16 protein-coding genes, 2 pseudogenes and 1 riboswitch are annotated in these 19,660 nt (G+C 41.9%); of the genes and pseudogenes, 4 read left to right on the forward strand and 14 right to left on the reverse strand.

What is annotated here, in order from left to right; translation table 11 throughout:
* Window positions 1–87: 87 nt before the first annotated feature.
* Window positions 88–852: pseudogene (locus O3629_RS00725) on the reverse strand (alpha-amylase family glycosyl hydrolase); the annotation flags it as partial.
* On the opposite strand from O3629_RS00725, the pseudogene treR reads away from it, so the two are divergent.
* A pseudogene (treR, locus tag O3629_RS00730) lies at window positions 826–1,404 on the forward strand (trehalose operon repressor); the annotation flags it as partial. The pseudogenes O3629_RS00725 and treR overlap by 27 nt on opposite strands.
* Window positions 1,405–1,589: 185 nt before the next feature.
* Here the strand turns inward: treR and O3629_RS00735 are convergent.
* The 6 genes from O3629_RS00735 to O3629_RS00760 form a co-directional block, all read right to left on the reverse strand.
* Complete coding sequence (locus O3629_RS00735; RefSeq protein ID WP_049474005.1) at window positions 1,590–2,393, reverse strand: ABC transporter ATP-binding protein; 804 nt, start codon at window positions 2,391–2,393, stop codon at window positions 1,590–1,592.
* Between the two features lie 9 nt (window positions 2,394–2,402).
* Window positions 2,403–3,296, reverse strand: a complete 894-nt coding sequence (locus tag O3629_RS00740; protein ID WP_371608554.1) for an ABC transporter permease — start codon at window positions 3,294–3,296, stop codon at window positions 2,403–2,405.
* Window positions 3,297–3,306: 10 nt separating this feature from the next.
* On the reverse strand, window positions 3,307–4,284 hold the full coding sequence (locus O3629_RS00745; protein ID WP_371608555.1) for an ABC transporter substrate-binding protein: 978 nt from the start codon (window positions 4,282–4,284) through the stop codon (window positions 3,307–3,309).
* A 407-nt stretch (window positions 4,285–4,691) separates the two neighbouring features.
* Window positions 4,692–6,041 carry a hemolysin family protein gene (locus O3629_RS00750; RefSeq protein WP_371608556.1) on the reverse strand — a complete coding sequence of 450 codons (1,350 nt, stop codon included), beginning with the start codon at window positions 6,039–6,041 and terminating at the stop codon, window positions 4,692–4,694.
* Between the two features lie 531 nt (window positions 6,042–6,572).
* On the reverse strand, window positions 6,573–8,054 hold the full coding sequence (locus O3629_RS00755; RefSeq protein WP_371608557.1) for a M protein trans-acting positive regulator PRD domain-containing protein: 1,482 nt from the start codon (window positions 8,052–8,054) through the stop codon (window positions 6,573–6,575).
* Between the two features lie 138 nt (window positions 8,055–8,192).
* Window positions 8,193–9,320, reverse strand: a complete 1,128-nt coding sequence (locus O3629_RS00760) for an AI-2E family transporter (protein ID WP_003008322.1) — start codon at window positions 9,318–9,320, stop codon at window positions 8,193–8,195.
* A 74-nt stretch (window positions 9,321–9,394) separates the two neighbouring features.
* On the opposite strand from O3629_RS00760, the gene O3629_RS00765 reads away from it, so the two are divergent.
* A complete protein-coding gene (locus O3629_RS00765; RefSeq protein WP_024054785.1) occupies window positions 9,395–10,186 on the forward strand; it encodes an ABC transporter ATP-binding protein in 792 nt (263 codons plus the stop codon).
* A gap of 211 nt (window positions 10,187–10,397) precedes the next feature.
* On the opposite strand, the gene O3629_RS00770 is transcribed toward O3629_RS00765, so the two are convergent.
* The 7 genes from O3629_RS00770 to O3629_RS00800 all read right to left on the reverse strand — a co-directional run bounded on the left by O3629_RS00770 (window position 10,398) and on the right by O3629_RS00800 (window position 16,457).
* The gene (locus O3629_RS00770; protein ID WP_371608558.1) at window positions 10,398–12,452 is read right to left on the reverse strand and encodes a cation:proton antiporter; all 2,055 of its coding nucleotides are present in this window, start codon (window positions 12,450–12,452) and stop codon (window positions 10,398–10,400) included.
* Between the two features lie 12 nt (window positions 12,453–12,464).
* Window positions 12,465–12,719 carry a hypothetical protein gene (locus O3629_RS00775; protein ID WP_045759757.1) on the reverse strand — a complete coding sequence of 85 codons (255 nt, stop codon included), beginning with the start codon at window positions 12,717–12,719 and terminating at the stop codon, window positions 12,465–12,467.
* Window positions 12,712–13,269 carry a class I SAM-dependent methyltransferase gene (locus O3629_RS00780; RefSeq protein ID WP_070675084.1) on the reverse strand — a complete coding sequence of 186 codons (558 nt, stop codon included), beginning with the start codon at window positions 13,267–13,269 and terminating at the stop codon, window positions 12,712–12,714. Before O3629_RS00780 ends, O3629_RS00775 begins: the two co-directional genes overlap by 8 nt.
* A complete protein-coding gene (locus tag O3629_RS00785; RefSeq protein WP_023918876.1) occupies window positions 13,253–14,212 on the reverse strand; it encodes a TIGR01212 family radical SAM protein in 960 nt (319 codons plus the stop codon). Before O3629_RS00785 ends, O3629_RS00780 begins: the two co-directional genes overlap by 17 nt.
* 57 nt (window positions 14,213–14,269) lie before the next feature.
* A complete protein-coding gene (locus O3629_RS00790) occupies window positions 14,270–14,920 on the reverse strand; it encodes a phosphatase PAP2 family protein (protein WP_371608559.1) in 651 nt (216 codons plus the stop codon).
* Window positions 14,910–15,482, reverse strand: coding sequence for an ECF transporter S component (locus O3629_RS00795; RefSeq protein ID WP_324252899.1), 573 nt, complete (start codon window positions 15,480–15,482; stop codon window positions 14,910–14,912). Before O3629_RS00795 ends, O3629_RS00790 begins: the two co-directional genes overlap by 11 nt.
* A gap of 202 nt (window positions 15,483–15,684) precedes the next feature.
* A riboswitch (FMN riboswitch) is annotated at window positions 15,685–15,834 on the reverse strand.
* 80 nt (window positions 15,835–15,914) lie between these two features.
* A complete protein-coding gene (locus tag O3629_RS00800; protein WP_003005113.1) occupies window positions 15,915–16,457 on the reverse strand; it encodes a tRNA (cytidine(34)-2'-O)-methyltransferase in 543 nt (180 codons plus the stop codon).
* A gap of 333 nt (window positions 16,458–16,790) precedes the next feature.
* Here O3629_RS00800 and trkA point away from each other — a divergent pair, with 333 nt between their 5' ends.
* Entirely contained in the window at window positions 16,791–18,146 is a 1,356-nt protein-coding gene (gene trkA / locus O3629_RS00805; protein ID WP_371608560.1) for a Trk system potassium transporter TrkA, read from the forward strand.
* Between the two features lie 5 nt (window positions 18,147–18,151).
* Window positions 18,152–19,591 carry a TrkH family potassium uptake protein gene (locus O3629_RS00810; protein WP_371608561.1) on the forward strand — a complete coding sequence of 480 codons (1,440 nt, stop codon included), beginning with the start codon at window positions 18,152–18,154 and terminating at the stop codon, window positions 19,589–19,591.
* Window positions 19,592–19,660 lie beyond the last annotated feature (69 nt).

The following is a 19,660-nucleotide window of genomic DNA, read 5'->3' on the forward strand; positions in this document are numbered from 1 at the left end:
GGGAAGAACTTTGCATTTTCAAGCGCTTTCAAAAATATTTTTCAAAAAAAAAACACTTCGACCAAAAAAGATCGAAGTGTCAAGAACTTAAGCTAAAATTGCCAGTGTCTGATACGGTTTCAGAATTACTTTTTCAGAAAGCTTTACATTCTCATAGTTGGACAAGAGCACGCGCCCTGCTTGGTAGTCTTTTGGAATCGCTACTTCGACTTCACTTCCATAGAAATGATTGAGTACCAAGAGTTTTTGACCGTCTAAGTGGCGTTCAAAGGCATAGACTTCTTGACTATCTTCAAGTGCTGGCTGATAGCTGCCTTCTGAAATGATAGGCATTTCTTTACGCAAGCGAATCAATTTTTTATAGAAAGTAAAGATTGGTCCGTCGATCTCCTTTTCAACGTTGATGTCTTTATAGGATTTCCCAACTTTCAACCATGGGGTCCCTGTTGAAAAATCAGCATTTAGAGAAGCATCCCATTGCATGGGTGTACGAGAATTATCTCGTGACTTAGCTTGGATAATCTTGAAGGCTTGCTCAGGTGACTTGCCTTGGTCCAAGAGCATTTGGTAAGCATTAATGGACTCCACATCCACATAATCTGCCATCGAATCATAGTCTGGATCAATCATGCCGATCTCTTCACCCATGTAGATATACGGAGTTCCACGTGACAAGTGAATGCTGTCAGCGAGCATGGTCGCTCCTTCATTGCGGAAGTTCTTGATATCCACAAAGAGATTCAAAGCACGAGGTTGGTCATGGTTATTCCAGAAGAGGGCACTCCAACCACCTCGTTCACTCATTTCCTTGCCCCAGGTATGGTAGAGACGCTTGAGCTCTTGCAGGAGGAAGGCTTTATCGAGACTGTTCAAGGGATGGGTTCGCAAGTTTCTAGACAAGCGAACTTTGACTTCCCCGTTTCCCAATTAACCAGCTACCAAGAAATCGTCAAAGCTTCTGTTCTTCACTCAGAAACCAATATCATTCGTTTGGAAAAGATCAGTATCGATGAAAAAGGCACTAAAAAGACAGGTTTCCCCCTTCACCGATTGGTTTGGAAAGTAACCCGGCAACGGGTGGTGGATGGTGTCTCTTCTGTCTTAGATATTGATTACCTAGACAGAGAGCTCATCCCTGGCCTGACCAAGGAAATTGCCCAGCACTCTATCTACCAATATATAGAAGAAGACTTGGAATTGCAGATTAGCTATGCCAAAAAAGAAATTTTGATTTCACCAATCGATAATCGTGACAAAATCTTACTGGATCTTGGAAAAGACAAACACGTGGTGACAGTCCGTTCCCAAGTTCACCTAGCAGACGGACGACAATTCCAATTCACCGAAAGTCGACACATATTAGACAAGTTTCATTTTGTCGACTATGCAGAGCGGAGGAAATAAAAGGAGGCTGGGACAAAAGTCCTAGCCTCTCAGTTATCTTTGTATTGTCGAGTAAGACGCAGTGATTGAGTGGGCTCTACTACGCTGATTTCATCAGCTTTTACAGCCCTACTCAACTGTGCGGAGGTGGGACGACGAAATCGAATTCTAACGAATGACCGATTTCTGTCCCACTCTCTTTTATTTTATCCCAAGACCAATTCATCACTCACCAAAGTTTCACCACTGTTTTGTTGGAAGAGGCGCATCAAATCTTCAACCGTTAGGTTTTTCTTTTCTTCTCCTTTGACGTCGACAACGATCTTGCCTTGGTAGAGCATGATCAAGCGGTTGCCGTATTCGATAGCATGGTTCATATCATGCGTAATCATCAAGGTTGTCAAATCATGGCTTTCCACGATCTTTTGGGTCAATTCCATGACCATTTCACTAGTCTTTGGATCGAGCGCTGCGGTATGTTCATCCAGAAGCAAGAGTTTTGGTCTAACCAAAGCTGCCATGACCAAGGTCAAAGCTTGACGTTGCCCACCAGACAAATATTGGGTATCTACCTTGAGACGATTCTCTAAACCGATATTCAGTTCCTTCAAGGCTTCACGGAACAATTCGCGATCTTTCTCCCGAACTCCCCAGCTCAAACCACGAGATTTCCCCCGACGTTGGGCAATCGCCATATTTTCTTCAATGGTCAAACGAGAAGCCGTCCCCATCTTAGGATCTTGGAAGACACGCGCAATATCTTTCGCACGCTTCCGAACACTCGTATTTTTAATGGAGTTACCTTCTAGCAAGATATCCCCTTCATCCACGACTAGATTTCCTGCCAAGATGTTCATCAAGGTTGATTTCCCAGCTCCATTTCCACCGATAACCGAAATGAAATCTCCTTCTTCCACTTGGAGATCCAAGCCTTTTAAGACATGGTTTTCATTAACCGTTCCTGCTTCAAATGTCTTATGAATGCCTTCAATTGATAATAATGTTGCCATACTTTTCTCCTACTTATTTCCTAACTTCAATCCACGAACACGAAGACGTTTTTGCGCCTCAGGAGCGAACAAGACAATCGCAAGCAAGATCGCATTGAAGAGACGGACCATATTTTGATCGAGATTTGGGATCTCGTAAATATTTAAGATAATCAAACGGTAAACAATGGCTCCAACCCCGATTGAAAGCAAGCGCCAACCAATGGTCAATTCGTGGATCAAAACTTCAGCGATAATCACCGCACTCAAACCGACTACGATCGTCCCTGTACCAGAAGTCACATCTGAGAAACCATCATTTTGTGCAAACATGGCTCCACAAAGGGCAATCAAGCCATTGGAAATCATGTAGCCCAACATCTTCATGTTATCTACATTGACCCCATTGGCCTCACTCATTGGAATGTTATCACCAGTCGAGCGCAAAACCAAGCCAAGTTGCGTCTTCATTAAGAGGGTCAATAAGATACAGACGATGATCAAGCAAGAAACACTAATCAAAAAGACAGCTTCTTCATTGGACAAGCCCAATTTCATGACACTTTTGAAAATGGTACTGGCATCGCCAATAGAGAGGTTGGGTACTCCCCCCATGATTTTAATATTGATAGAGTAGAGACCGGTCAAAGTGACAATCCCTGTCAAGAGGGCTGGAATTTTCATTTTTGTATGGAGAATCCCAGAAACCAATCCTGCGATCATTCCTGCTAGGAAGCCCAACAAGGTTGCAAGCCAAGGGTTTCTTCCTGCTTGAATTTGGGAAGCTACAACTGCTGCCCCAAGTGGAAAGGCTCCTTCTGCCGTCATGTCAGCAATATCTAAAATTCGAAATGTTAAGTAAACACCGATCGCCATGATCGACCACAATAAACCTTCTGATAAACTTGATAAAACGAAATTCATCTCAAACCTCCTATTTTTCTACCTTCAACGAGCTAATATCAATTCCAAGCTCTTTGGCCATCTCTTTATTGGTATGCAATTCTAATTTTTCAGGTGTTTCAACTGCAACTTTGCCAGGTTTCTCACCCTTCATGATGCGAATGGCCATCCGAGCAGCTTGTCTTCCCAATTCCTCATAATCGGTACCAAAGTTGTACAAGCCACCAGTAGCCACCATCTCAGCAGACCCACCAAAAACGGGCACCTTATGGCTGAGGGAAACCTGTTTTACAGTGTCCATTGTAGAAGAAATGATGTTATCCGTCGGAACAAAGACGATATCTGCTTCTGACATGATACTGTCTGCTGCAGCTTTCACATTGTTACTATCGAGAATGGTTTTTTCAACCACTTGATAGCCTTTAGCTTCTAGGATCTTCTTCGCATTGTCTTTTTGGACAACTGAGTTAGGCTCACTTTGCGTATAGAGGATCCCAACTGTTTTCGCCGTTGGAAGTACTTGCTTAATCATGTCTACCTGTGTAGAGATCGCATCGTCTGACTGGTCACTTGTCCCTGTGATATTGCCACCAGGTTCCTTCAAGTTTTTCACCAGTTTCGCTGCCAATGGGTCGGTCACAGCTGAGAAGACAACCGGCGTTGTTTTCGTCGTATTGGCCAAACTTTGAGCTGACGGTGTTGCAATCGCAAAGACTAGATCACTTTCTTCCGCCAATTGTTTGGAAATGTTTTTCAGATTTCGTTGCTCCCCTTGAGCATTTTGGAAATCAATCTGGATATTTTTCCCATCCACATAGCCCTCTTTCTTCAACTCATCGATAAAGCCTTTTCGTGTCGCGTCGAGCGACTTATGGGTGATGTACTGGGAAATCCCAATCCGAAATACATTGTCTTTTTTAGCATCCTTCAGATGGTGTAAGGTCACCAATGAGGTTAACAGCAGTCCTACAACCAGGACAGGTGCTAGTAATTTCTTCACTACTTTCATTTTTTGACTCCTTTTCTGCAAATAAACAAAAAATCCGCTTAGATCATTCTCTAAACGGATGCTTGAAATTCTCCAACAAGTTACAAAACCTCGGTCCATTTAGATACTAGCTCTATGGACCATCATCAAAAATCTTAGCCACATAGATACAAACAAATTGCTTGGGTTGTTTGCATCCATGAGATCATGTCTACAAACACTATCTAAAGTAGCTAAAGTAAAATTTTTGAGTTGAAATGGCTTGTTGCTTCATGTTTATTTTCTGCTTTCTTTATTTATGGGTAATATCTTACCTTAATTTTTTTTGGCTGTCAAGACTATTTCAGAAATTTTTGAAATTTTTTGAAAATTCAACTAGCCCTGACAAGAAAAAAACAGAGGCTGGAACACGTCCAGGCCTCTATTTTCTAATCTTCTTTTGATTTGGTTTCTTCATCATCTTCGACGATTTCAGAAATTTCAACTTTTACCTTGGTCACACGACCATTTTTCACCTTGTCATTTGTCAGAATCAAGTGTTTCTTTTGACTATCGACTTCACAGCTGAGTCGCTCTTTCAAGGTCGGAATTCGCCCAACCTCTGTCAGGTAATAGCCTGCAATGGTATCCACATCATCGCTTTCCAACTCAACATCAAAATATTCGTTAAAGTCATTTAGAGACATGGCTCCTTGTACGACATAGGTATTGTCCGCAATTTCAAAGACATCAATTTCCGCTTTGTCAGTCTCATCGTCAATTTCACCGACGATTTCTTCCAAGAGGTCTTCAAGAGTAACCAAACCAGACATCCCACCATATTCATCGAGTAGAATGGCCATTTGATTTTGCGTATTGCGCAATTCTTTCAAAAGATCATCCACAAAAATGGTTTCTGGAACAAACAAAGGTTCTTGCAAAATCTTTCTTAAGACAATATTATCAAAGCCATTGATAAATCCTTCGTTCAAGAGACGTTTGGTATGGATGAGGCCGATGACATTGTCCTTGTCATCATCATAGACAGGAATCCGTGAAAAGTTTTGCTTAAGGATACTTTCAATAATTTCTTTGGTATCATCATTGATATCGACCATGAAGGCATCTGTCCGTGGCACCATGACTTCACGCGCTACCATTTCATCTAATGAAAAGATCCCTTGGAGCATCTCAATCTCGTCCGCATCTAGTGTTGCTTCACTATTGGTCAGCATATACTCGATTTCATCCCGCGTCATCTTTTCATCCGGATCATCGAATTCCATTGGCGTGATACGGCTCAAAAGGTTGGTCGATGCTGAAAGCAACCAAACAAAGGGGCTGACAATTTTTCCTAATAGAATCACAATCGGAGCTGTTCGAACAGCCAACTCATCTTTCAAGTTCATAGCGATTCGTTTCGGATAGAGTTCGCCAAACACGATCGAAATATAAGTCAAAAATGCTAGAGATAAAAAGCTTCCAGTTGCAAGAGCTGTTTTAGTATTGCCCATCCATCCAGCAATGACATGACCGAGACTTTCTGCAAGACTCGCCCCAGATAAGATGGTAATCAAGGTGATCCCCACCTGAATAGTGGATAAGAAATGATTCGGTTGTTCCAATACGCTAAGAAGACGAATGTATTTTTTATCTCCTTCTTCAGCTTTTTGCACTACACGAGAGCGATTCAACGATACCATTGACATTTCAGTCGCCGAGAAAAAGGCGTTCAATAATGTCAAAACAATCAATAAAATAAATTCCAGTAAAATTTCCTGACTGCCAGGGTCTTCCATGGATAATTTCCTCCAGTATATAATATTGTATATTATACCACAAAATAGGAGAGCCTGCATTCTTCTATAAAATTTTCTTTTTTTTACCATCAAAAAATCAGGAACAAGTCCTGATTTTAGAATGTGAACAAATTGTTTTTTCAAACGAAATAACCTAAGTGAAGCTGAAAACTTAAAACAATCTATATAATCAGTTTCATTCAAACCTACACTGAAACTTTTCGCCGTGAGAAAAGTGCTAGAAACACGATTGTTTCTAGCACTCGGGAGTTTTGGGAGTAAAACAGTTTGGGAAACTGTTTTAGCCTGAGCCTAAAAAATTAAAAAGCGAAGGGGTCCAAAACGAATTGAACACGGGCTACGGATCGTGTCAAAAAGATAAGTTTTCCTAGAATCTAAAGATTCTGCGTCAAACTTCCTATTTTGACTTTATCCGCGAACGCCCTTTGTATCTTAATTAGTCATGGAACTTCTTCGAAGTTCGCTGACGTCCGTACTCACCTAAGGAAAGTTTCTAAGAAGGCTTTGTCTTTAATGCTCTGCACTGGTAAAATCATAAAAGAAGGCATTAAGTTTTTCAACCAGCTCAAGCGATGAGAGACTACTTGTACAAATAAATGGTTTTTTCTTTAATTCAGGCATCATAAAGTTGGCCACCACTACATCGGCATCCGAAGCTTCAATATCATCCACTGTCAGATTGTACTTGATCATCTGCGTAAATTCAAAGTTATCCGTACAGTAGAAATCAAGGAAATCGATCATGGATTTGGCATGGTGATCGTCAAAACGACTGATAATCAAGACCTTAATGGACTTCCGACGGCGCAATAACTGCGGTAAGAGACGTTCCCAGTGAGTATAGACCGTATAGATCATGTGCTTGATGATTTCATCATTCAGATCATGCTTCATGGTCTTCATATAAGTGATGATATGCTCCTTCAAATCATCATAGAAGGCTGGGAAGATGCTCATGAAATCTTCGTTGGTATTGGTCTTGGTATCAAACAAGAGAAACTCAGAGAATAATTCCTTCCGATCGAGATGAGACGTGTTATGGACATGCATCAACATCTCATCAAGATTTTCAATGTCTAAATCATAGGTATAGCATAGATCCTTGAACATATCTCTGATGAGCGTCGTCGATTCTTTGGCATAAGGATCTGTTTCTGCAGCTTCGATCAAGCTTTCTGGGCTGAAATAGAAATTCTCTTGAATGAAGATGATAAAGAACTGCTCCAGCACTTTTTCATTCAACTCGACACCCAACTGCAAGCTAAAGTAGCGCAACATCTCCTCGACATTGGTCACTCCTTGATACTGGTCCTTATACACATCATAGTTGGTTGGCATGTCAATAAAATAGCCCTGCTTAATCCGTGATAAGTAGACTGTTAAGAGAACTTTATAAGACCTGAGGACAGAGAAGGTCAATGGATAGCCATAGAGCTTGAAGAAGAAGGTGATCAAATCGGTCACCGCCTCTTCCTTAAATTCTGGGAAAGGCCATTCCATATAGTAATAACGTTCCGCAAAATATTGGGCATAAAAGAAACGAACGTCAATCTCATCTCCGACAAGATTCAAGGGTTTCAAATCAATCTTTACATTGTATTTTGTTTGAAGCTTCTGATTAATCGTCCGAATCAAGCGGTAGAAAGACTGGTAACTCAGATCAAACTTTCTGCAAATATATTCATTGGAAACATCCTTGTTGAAAAAGAGATATTCAATCAAGGCGAAGGCTTGTGATTCTTTAAAAAAGTGATGGTAAATCACCTCAAGCCCAACCGAATCCTCATAACTGATCTTGATCCCATTGGTAGAGGATTCAATTAAAAAGTCATCAAATGTACTACGAAGATTAGACAAATCTTCTTTTAACGAACGTTCTGTACAATCCAAACGCTTGGCCAACTCTTTCAAGTGGAACCATCTTTTTTCCTTAATCAAGATTTCCAATAATTGCAATTGGCGTCTTTGTTTTTTCGATAAGAGCAGTCTCATCTTTCCCTACCTAATTTCATATTTTCTTTCAAAATCACTTATATTTTAACACATTTCATAGCACTTGTTGACTTTTTTACGGTATTTTTTCAAAAAAATGTACAAAAAAGACTCCAAGGCCCATATAGGCGCTAGAGTCTAAGATTTATTAATGATTCCAAATTCTTCTTTTTTCTTCTGTTCCTTAGCAGCACGGTGGTTATCATAAAGATTCACCAAGAATTTTACAATTTCTTTTCCAATCGAATAGACTGGAATCGCAACGACCATCCCGATAATGCCGTAAATATTACTTGAGAGCAATAAGAGAACCATAATGGTAATCGGGTGAACCTTCATCACGCCTCCAACGATACGCGGATAAAGAATATTCCCATCGATCTGCTGGATAATCAACATGTAAATGACTGCTTTGATCATCATATCCATATCTGTGAAGGCATAGGTGATGATCATCGGAATCAACCCGATGGTTGGTCCTACATATGGAATGAGGTTGGCCAATCCAGAAAAAATGGCAAAGACCAAAGCATACTTCAATCCAATAAAACTATAGCCAATGTAGGCTAGGGTTCCAATGATAAAGGCATCGATCGAAATCCCACTAATATAGCGAGAGACCGTTTCATTCAAACTAATCAAGAGGCTTGAAATGTGGAGTTTGTCATTGCGTAAAATGGTCCGCTCCAACATCGGTAATAACTTCTTCCCATCGACCAAGAAATAAACCAAGAAGACAGGGGTCATGATCAAGATAAAGACCGTATTGACAATGGTGTTAACCACACTTCCTAAACTGTTGGTCACACTATTCAAGAGATTTTGTAGGATATCCATATAAGAGAGATTCAACTGCTGAATCGTCGACTGGATATTCACATTCTGGAACAAAGGATTGGTCGAGAGTTTTCGAACCAAACTTTGAACTTCCCAGTAAAGTCCTTGAGTTGAATTGATCAAGCTGGTTAACTGATTAATTAAGATAGGGAGCAGATAAAAGATCCCTAAGCCAATGATCCCAAACAAGAGTACTAAGGTGATCAAAATCCCAAACACACGCTTGATTTTTAAATGTTTTTCCAACAATTCAACAATCGGATTGGTAATGTAATATAAAAAACCTGCAATTAAAAATGGTAAGAGGATGGTATTCAGAACAGATACAAATGGAGAAATTAAAGTCCCCATTGATTTCCAAATATAGAAAATCACCGTCAATAATAAGATCTCACATGTCCAGAATAACAATTTACTATTTCGAAACATTCCTTACCTCCTGTTTTCTATTCTACCATATTTTATGATAGAATAAAGGAGATTTTAATCAAAAGGATGAAGTTATGAATAATTTGATTGAACTACAAGACGTCAATTTGATCCGCAATGGAAAAGCCCTTTTAAAAGAGATTAACTGGCAAGTAAAAGAAAATGAATGTTGGGCGATTTTAGGCTTAAATGGAGCAGGAAAATCGACCCTCCTCAAACTGCTCATGTCTGAATACTGGGCTAGTTCTGGCCAGGTAACGGTCCTTGGAACCCGCTTTGGAGAAGGGGGTATTCCTGAGTTACGTAAGCGTATTGGTATCGTTAGCTCCTTTATTTCAGAAAGACTGCCAGAACATCTTTTGACAGAGCAAATTGTCCTAACTGGTCAATACAAGAGTAGTATCTTATATGCTGCATACGGGGAAGAAGAACTGAACTGGGCACGGGATATGCTAACTTCAATTGGGGCTAGCTCTTTGATCGGCCGCAAATACCGGGAGCTCTCTCAGGGAGAAAAGCAGACCGTTCTCATTGCACGAAGCCTCATGGACCAGCCTGATCTGATCATTTTTGACGAAGCTTCTAGTGGATTGGATCTCTTTGCCAGAGAAAAGCTCCTCCGTCAGATCCATCATATCAAACAACTGGATCACGCGCCTACCATGATCTACGTCACCCACCATGCCGAGGAAATTACAACAGACATGACCCATGTCCTCTTACTCAAACATGGCCAAGTGGTCGAGCAAGGACCAAAGGAAAAGATCCTAACTCCTCATGTCCTTAGCCAATTTTATGAAGCACCAGTATCCCTTATTGATCTTGGTGATGAGCGACTCTTTGTCAAACCAGAAATCGCACACTGAAAAGAAAATGAATAAAGCAAAAAGAGAGTGGGACAGAAATCGGTAATTCGTCAGAATTCGATTTCATCGTCCCACCTCCGCACAGTTGAGTAGGGCTGTAAAAGCTGATGAAATCAGCGTAGTAGAGTCCACTCAACCACTGCGTCTTGATCGACAATCCAAAAATAATTGAGAGGCTAGGACTTTTGTCCCAGCCTCTTTTACTCTTATCTCAACGATTCCGTGCATACTCGATCAAATCGTATGGAAGCGTATTGGCACTTTCTCTTAGGGAATAGCTTTCTAATTCATTGACATTTTGTCGCATACGGCGCGCTTGCTTGGCAGTAATCAGGTGTTGCGCTTCATATTCAAAAATAATCTTACGCTCCAAATAATAGCCTCTCAACATTTCATCGATATTATTTGGTTTCACGCGATTAATAACCCGCTCCACAAAGGCCCCACTGGTAATAATAGCTGTCTCTCTCAGACGAGATTCTTGTAGGAAAGAGATCAAACTGCTCCGATAAACCCCCTTGAGGTCTTCCAAACTTTCGATAATGATTTCCGTATTGGCCAGATAAAGGGCCGCAATCTGGTCATAATCAACGGCCTCTAACTTGCTGTCCTCTCGGGTCCACCAGTTTCGCAAGCCAGACCCAAAAGTTAAGATCTCATGAACTAATAAACGCAAGAGACGGAAAGACACCAAGAGGTAATAGGTTAAACGAGACGAAAGATTGCGATTGACACGTTGCTCCATATTGCGAAGATAGCGTTGGTAGACGCGGTAGCCCCGCTCTCGAATCTTCCCTTCTTCATAGGCTTGTTCCAAGCCGTCACTTTCAATACTCAAAATCAGGAGCTTCAACTGTTCCCAGTCCTTTTGAATGAGCCTGTTTTCTTGGCCTAGAATCAAGTTTTCTATGCGACCATGGTAGTTATCAATCGCCGCATATAAGGGACCCTTGTGCTTGCTATTCTTTAGATCTGCTTCTAATTCCATGACGACATCATTTAAAATCGCGATCTGCATCAAGTAGTCATTGGTTTCTTCCTTGTCTTCTGATAATTTTGGAAGCACCACTAAGCCAGCAATAAAGCTGACAAGGGTAACTCCTGCCACTAAAAAGAGTAGGATAGGGTATTCTTTTTCGATCTTGGTTGGAATCAAAAGAATCGTCGCAATCGAAACCGTTCCCTTCACACCCGAAAAGGTCAACAACAAGGCATCTTTTAGATAATTTCTCAACGATTTTTTTAGTCGAACCGTTCGGAACCAATAAAAGAGGTAAACCATGACAAAACGAATCAAAAAGAGCAAGGCTGTCAACAAAAAGACCGAAAGAACTAAAAGAAGATTATTGTAAATGGGACTACTTAAGATGGGCTTGGCGATCATTTCCAATTCCATTCCTAAGATGACAAAGACCGACCCATTTAAGATAAAGTTGACCGTATTCCAGACAGTATGGCTCACAGTATCTACCCGCGCTTCAAGGAGGGTAATGTGCTTAAAGCGACTGGCTTTTAGGATCCCTGACACAACTACTGCAATGATCCCAGAGACATGGAGTTCTTCTGCTAAGAAGAAGGTTAACAGAGGGAGACTCAGTTCTAATAACAATTCACTGGCAATATCACTGGCGCGAACACTCAAGAGTAATCTTTGTAGCCAACGGTTCACAAAGGCCGTCAAGATCCCCACCGCAAATCCTCCAATGATGGAGATTCCTAAGGAAACCCCTGCCTCCCCAAGAGAGAAACTACCGGTCGCAAGGGCTGCCAAGGCCACTCGAAAGGCAACTAGACCTGAGGCATCATTTAGTAATCCTTCGCCTTTTAAGATATTCGAAACCCGCTTTGGAAAGCTAAAGCGCTCAGACAGGGAGGCAAAGGCTACTAAGTCTGTAGGCCCCAGGGCTGCCCCCACGGCCATACAGGCTGCTAATGGAAGGCTCAGCCACAAAGAGTGAGCTGCCCAGCCCAAACTAATGGTTGAGATAAAAATCACTGGAAAAATCAAATAGAGGATGACCCGCCAGTGCTTTAAGACAGAAGTAATATCTGCTTCTTCTGCTTCTCGAAATAAGAGAGGGCCAATGACCAAGGCCAGAAAGAGCTCGGTATCCAGATGAAAATTTTCTTCTGGTACAAAGAGGGCCCAACCAATCCCTAGTAAAATTTGAATCAAGGGCAGAGGAAGACTCGGCACAAGTTTATTCGTGGCATTTGAGATGATCAAAATCATCGAAAAGATCACTGCATAAAGGAGTAGTTCCATATCACTCCCTCCTTAGCGTTCTTGGCAGCAGGTCTCAAATTGCTGTTTTAACTCCGCAATCTTTTGGTCTGTCTTGGTTACATCCTTGTGCTCAATCTTCTTTTGGGACCGTTCCATCTCAAGCGAAACCAATTTCTTTTTTATTTTGAGCATCTTTTTGGTCATATGGGCTTCATCATAAAAACCCATTGCACGCTCGTGGATGGTTGATTCGACAAAATGATGTCTCAATCCTTCAATTTTATTCTTTAAATATTCTTTATCCATGACGGTAGCTTTCTAATTTTTCGATCATGACCAAAAACGGTGGCTGATTCACTTGATTCAGTGTCCGGTAGATGGTCGCTGTATAGTCTTTTTGAGGGAGCTGACTGACAAAGTCCAGCACTGCATCACGCTCGATGTCTCCTCCCTCATGACCATAATAGATCATAATAGCCATTCGCCCACCTTTTTCTAGGCGAACACAAATTTTCTCCATCGCTTCAATCGTGGTAGCTGGAAGAGTAATGACCGATTTATCCGCAGATGGCAGATAACCCAGATTAAAAATAGCTGCTTTGATGGTCTCCACATATTGGTCCACATGCTGGTGGCCATCCAAAATCAACCGGACATGTTGAAGTCCCAACTTTTCCAATCTTTCTTGGGTATTGACAAGTGCCTGCTCTTGAATATCAAAGGCATAGACCTGGCCTGCTAGTTGGGCTAAAAAGGCCGTATCATGTCCATTTCCCATGGTCGCATCCACCACCACATCTTCTTTGGTGATGACTTCTGCTAAAAATTGATGGGCCATTTCAAGTGGTCGAAGCATCAGCAGTCTCCTTTTCTTCTAGCTTACATCCTTGGGTACTTCCACGACGACGCATTTCAGTTTCAATAGCGTTTAGGACTTCCCATTTGTTGAGACTCCACATAGGGCCAATCAACATATCCCGTGGCGCGTCCCCTGTAATCCGGTGGATGACAATGTGTTTGGGGATGATCTCCAACTGGTCACAGATGACCTTGACATACTCCTCCTGGCTCATGAGTTGAAGTCGTCCTTCATGATAGTCCCGTTGCATCCGTGTATTGGTCATCAAATGCAAGAGGTGCAACTTGATGCCATCAATTTCATTATCAGTCACACAACGGCGAACATTTTCCACCATCATCTCATGCGTCTCCCCAGGAAGGCCATTGATCAAATGGGAGACGATCTCTGCCTTAGGCACCTGTTTACGAATACGCTTGACTGTTTCAACATAGAGATCATAACTATGGGCCCGATTGATCAATTCAGACGTCGCTTCATAAGTCGTCTGAAGCCCCAACTCAATCGTCACATGCATGCGCTCTGTCAGCTCTGCTAGGTAGGCCAAGGTCTCATCTGGTAAACAGTCCGGACGCGTACCAATGTTGATTCCTACCACTCCTGGTTCATTGATGGCCTGTTCATACCGCTCTCGAATGACTTCCACTTTATCGTGGGTATTGGTGAAATTTTGAAAATAGACCAGGTACTTCTTCACATCTGGCCATTTCCGATGCATAAAATCAATCTCTTTGTAAAACTGTTCTCGAATCGGAGCTTCTGGGGCCACAATGGCATCTCCTGAACCCGAGACCGTACAAAAAGTACAGCCACCGTGGGCGACTGTTCCGTCTCGATTGGGACAATCAAAGCCTGCATCAATAGGGACTTTAAAGGTCTTTTCTCCAAATAAGGTTCGATAATAATCATTCAAGGTATTGTAGGATTTCATACCCTTCATTATAGCAAAAAAAGAGTCGAACTCAAAACGCGAGTTCAACTCCTAGTTGTTAGATGCTTATTTTTGCTTGCCTGTAAAGCGCCATTGAAATCGCAAGCGATCATACAAGGGATACTCAAACTGTAAGACAGCAAGGCCCAAAATCATACTGCCAAGAACGTCTGATGGATAGTGGACCCCGACATAAACGCGGGAAACCACAATGGTCACGATTCCCAGAACCAGCAAGCCTTGAAGGCAATAGCAGGCTGTTTTATTTTTTACATGTTGGCTGATGATAATGATCAAACTTCCCAAAACAAGGGTAGACGCCAGTGAATGACCACTTGGAAAAGAAAAGCCTTTTTCCTCTACTAGATGAAGAATACTTGGTCTCGGTCTCTGGTAGATATTCTTTAGAAGAAGAACCAAAAGACCAGTCAATACCAGATTGCTCCCCAGAAAGAGGGCTTCGCTGTACCATTTCTTACAGGCAAAGACAGCTAGCAAAAGACCCACCCAGATGACAATGATCTTGGTATCCATGACATGGGTTACCTTGGTAAAGAAGGCTGTCAGTGGTGCAGGCAGATCGCCTCGAATAGCAGATTGAATCGTGCTATCAAAGCCTGTTAATTGTTGCGGGTAAAAGCGAATCACATACCCGAGAATGACAAAAAAGAGAAGGGCGAAGCTTGCCTTCGCCCAATGTTGTTGTTTATTTTTCATATTTTTTCAAAATCGGTTGCAATAAGGTATAGATCAACCCAAATGCGATGGCCCAAATCACCCCTTCGATCAGGTTAAACGGTGCAACCATTGCGGCTAAATAGTGGACAAGCCCTAGTGTTTTCGAAATATCATAGTTCATAAAACGAGCATACAAAGGGATTGCATAGACATAGTTCACCAACACCATCGTGATACTCAAGCTGATCGTTCCAACAATCGTTGCCAGGACAAATCGACCATGGGTCCGTTCTTTGTTCCAAATCCAAGCAAAAGCAAGGACAAAAACAAGAACACCAATGATATTGATTGGTAATCCGATCAAGGTTTCAAGCCCCTTATTATTAAGGGCTAATTTAAGAACAGATCGGATCAAGGTCACCCAAACGGCACTTTTAAAGTCCAACAGGACCAAGGCCAACAAAATGGCGATGATACTCAAATCAATTTTGAAGAAATCTATCAAGAAAGAAAATTGATAGAACATCAAAATAAAAGATAAAGCGGATAAAACAGCCACTAGGGTCAGTTTACGTGTATTTGTCATAACAGGTTCCTCCAATTTTTTAAAAATTAGAGAAGCTGGAAAGACGTCTACTCCATCATTCTACTCTAAACTATTTAAACAAAGCTTAAACTAGAAACTATTCTAGTTACTTTAGCTGGTCTCCATCGAAACATGCCGTTAGTCAGTCTTAGACTCCAAGGTACTATTCCCATGCATCAACTCTAAACAGATCAGAATAGCTGTCAGTCTATTCGTCTCTCGTCTTCTCCCATCCAGACTATACTGTCGGTTGTGGAGTCACACCACATCAGCTTGCGCTCGCGGACTTCTTTTAGAGTATGGAAAAGAACATTTCCTCGTAAAAGTCACCGCCGGTCGGGAATTACACCCTGCCCTGAAGACCCTTTTATGATAACAAAAAAAACTTGCCTAGGCAAGTTTTTGTAACGTCATGGATTACATCGTTCGGGTTTTAATTTTTCGTTCTTATTTGAGCTTGTCGTGCTCATAACGATGGCTCAACTCCAGCCCCTTAAAACCTTGCTGGCGGAGTGCCTCATAGACAATCATGCAGACAGTATTGGAGACATTTAAACTACGGACATGCTCATCATTCATCGGAATGCGAATGGCCTTCTCCTCGTGCTGGCGCATAAAATCTTCCGGCAAACCTTTATCCTCGCGTCCAAACAAGAAATAATGGGACTTCCCATCCTGATAAGAAACGTCCGAATAGGTCTGATTTGCAAACTTGGACACTAGGTGTACCTGACCATCGCTCGCTGCTTCCATAAACTCTTCTAGGCTATCATAAAAACGGACATCCAGCTTGTCCCAATAATCGAGTCCTGCTCGCTTCATTTTGCGATCATCGATCGGAAAAGCCATGGGTCGTATGATATGCAAGGGGGAATTGGTCGCCGCACAAGTCCGTGCAATATTTCCCGTATTTTGTGGAATCTGAGGTTGGAACAAGACGATGTGGTTTTGAGCAGCTGACTCTTGGTAGTCCAGTTCTTCAATATTCATACTCGATCTCTTTCTGATAAAAAAATAGCCACACTGCCCGGAGTCAAGCTCAGCAAACAGCGTGGTTACAGCTTCATTAACTTAACTCACAACAGGTTTGAGGTAAATCAACGAAGGTACTTTCTAAGTATAACACTTTTGAAGCTCCTGTCAATAGTTTTTTTAGATTTTTTTAAGAAACTTTACCAAAGTTTTCAATCCCTCCTCGTTCTACTCTTTTGACGATTTTTCCTACTTGTTCTTAGCTTCTCAAAATTCCACCAGAAAATCCTTAAAAAAGATGAATTTTTCTTGAAAATAGAGTATGATAGAAGCATACTCTGGAGGTATTCTATGAAAATTATTGTTGTTGGTGGAGGAAAGGTCGGAACGGCCCTTTGTCGTTCTCTCGTTGCTGAAAACCACGATGTTATTTTGATCGAAAAAGACGAATCCGTTCTTAACCATATTACCAAACGATTTGATATCATTGGAATTTTAGGAAATGGGGCAAATTTCAAGATCTTGGAGCAAGCGGATGTTGAAGACTGCGACATCTTCATTTCCATGACCGAGTACGATGAAGTGAATATGGTCTCTGCTGTTTTGGCTAAAAAAATGGGAGCCAAAGAGACCATCGTTCGGGTACGGAATCCGGAATATTCTAATTCCTACTTCAAGGAAAAAAATATCTTGGGCTTCTCCCTAGTTGTCAATCCGGAATTGCTGACAGCACGTTATATTGCCAATATCATTGACTTCCCAAATGCCCTTTCTGTGGAGCATTTTGCCAATGGTCGGGTAGCCTTGATGGAATTTAAGATCAAGCCAGATAGCAATCTCTGCGATATGAGCCTATCCCAATTCCGAAAGAAATACGGAAATGTCATTGTTTGTGCGATCGAGCGTGGCAATGAACTCACGATTCCAAATGGAGACTTTGTTTTGCAGCCCCAAGACAAGATTTTCGTGACAGGAAATAGGATCGAGATCGTTCTCTTCCACAACAATGTCCGACCTCAGGTCATTAAGAGCATGATGATGATTGGTGCCGGAAAAATTGCCTACTATCTGCTCAATATTCTCCAGGATGTGCGCCGCAAAATCGATCTCAAGGTCATCGAGGTCAATCGCGAACGAGCTGAATTCTTTAGCCAAGAATTCCCTGACCTCTATGTCGTCCATGGAGACGGAACCGCTAAAGACATTCTTTTAGAAGAGAGTGCCAATAATTTTGATGCTGTGGCTACTTTGACAGGGGTCGATGAAGAAAACATCATCACCTCCATGTTCTTGGATTCTGTCGGAGTCAAAAAGAACATTACCAAAGTCAACCGAACCAGTCTGTTGGAGATCATTGGCGATCAGGATATGACCAGTATTGTCACTCCAAAACGCATCGCTGTAGACACCATTATGCACTTTATTCGCGGGCGCTACAATGCACAGTTCTCAAACCTAGAAGCCTTGCACCATGTCGCAAACGGCCGGATTGAAACCTTGCAGTTTCAAATTAAGGAAGACAACAAACTAACCCAATATTCCCTCTCTGAATTGAAATTGAAGAAGGGCGTTTTGATCGCTGCCATTATTCGAAACGGCAAGGCTATTTTCCCAAATGGGGATGACCGTTTGATGGTAGGGGATCGGATTATCGTGACCACCTTGATTCAAAATGTCACTAAAATCTACGATCTACTTGAGAGGTAAGCCTGATGAATAGAAGCATGATTCGTTACCTCTTATCCAAACTCCTCTTAATCGAGGCAGGTCTCCTAATCGTTCCCTTAGTCGTCGCTACGATCTATCAGGAACCTGCCAAAGTCTTTGTCTCTATTGGAGCAACCATGGCCATCCTACTTGCGTTTGGCCTCCTTGGTAGTTTTCACAAACCAAAGGACTTTCACATCTATGCTAAAGAAGGAGTCCTGATTGTAGCACTTTGTTGGATCCTATGGTCCTTCTTTGGTGCCCTTCCCTTTGTCTTTTCGGGCCAAATTCCAAACATTATCGATGCCTTCTTTGAAGTCAGCTCCGGCTTTACAACAACAGGGGCAACGATTTTAGATGATGTGGGTGTCCTCACCCATTCTCTCCTCTTTTGGCGCAGTTTTACCCACTTGATTGGGGGGATGGGAGTATTGGTCTTCGCCCTTGCAATTATGGACAATAACAAGAACAGCCACCTTGAAGTCATGAAGGCAGAAGTTCCTGGTCCAGTTTTTGGGAAGGTCGTTTCCAAATTAAAAAACACAGCTCAAATCCTCTACTTCTTGTACTTGGGCTTGTTCTTCCTTTTTGTGGTTCTTTATTTCCTTGCCGGCATGCCCCTTTATGATAGTTTTGTCATCGCCATGGGGACGGCTGGAACCGGGGGCTTTACCGTTTTTAACGACGGAATTGCCCACTACAATAGTAGTTTAATCACCTATTTGGTCAGTATCGGGGTTTTAGTCTTCGGGGTTAACTTTAACCTCTACTACTTCCTCATGATCCGAAAATTCAAGGCCTTCTTTAAAGATGAGGAATTGCGGACCTATATCACCATCGTCCTCGTGTCCAGTGTCTTGATCGCTTACAATGTCCTTCATCTCTATGCCAATGTCGCTAAGAGTTTTGAAATTTCATTCTTCCAAGTTTCCAATATCATTACCACCACCGGTTTTGGTTATGGAACGACGGAAAAATGGCCTCTCTTTTCTCAGTTCATCCTCTTGATGCTGATGGTTGTAGGTGGTTCTGCTGGATCGACCGCCGGGGGGCTAAAAGTCATTCGGTGCTTGACCTTATGGCGAATCGCAAAAAATCAGGTTCTTTCGACCTTGTCTCCGAATCGCGTTCTGACCTTGCATGTCAATGATACGGTATTGGATAAGGATACACAGCATCAGATCCTCAAGTACTTTACAATATACAGTTTTATCACGATCGGCCTACTCTTTGTAGTCAGTCTAGACAATAATAACTTCATGACGGTTGTCAGCGCTGTCTTTAGTTGTTTCAACAACATTGGACCTATGATTGGAACAGGTCAAACCTTCTCCATCTTTAGTCCGATTTCAAAACTGTTACTTTCCTTAGCCATGATTGCCGGACGACTTGAAATCTATCCAATGATTCTTCTCTTCCTCCCTAAAACATGGTCTAAACGCTGATAGACAACTCTAGTACAAAATCAACGAGAGTGGGACAGAAATCGGTCATTCGTTAGAATTCGATTTCGT

The sequence above is a fragment of the Streptococcus sp. 27098_8_12 genome, from assembly GCF_041432115.1.
GTDB classification, from domain to species: domain Bacteria; phylum Bacillota; class Bacilli; order Lactobacillales; family Streptococcaceae; genus Streptococcus; species Streptococcus parasanguinis_V.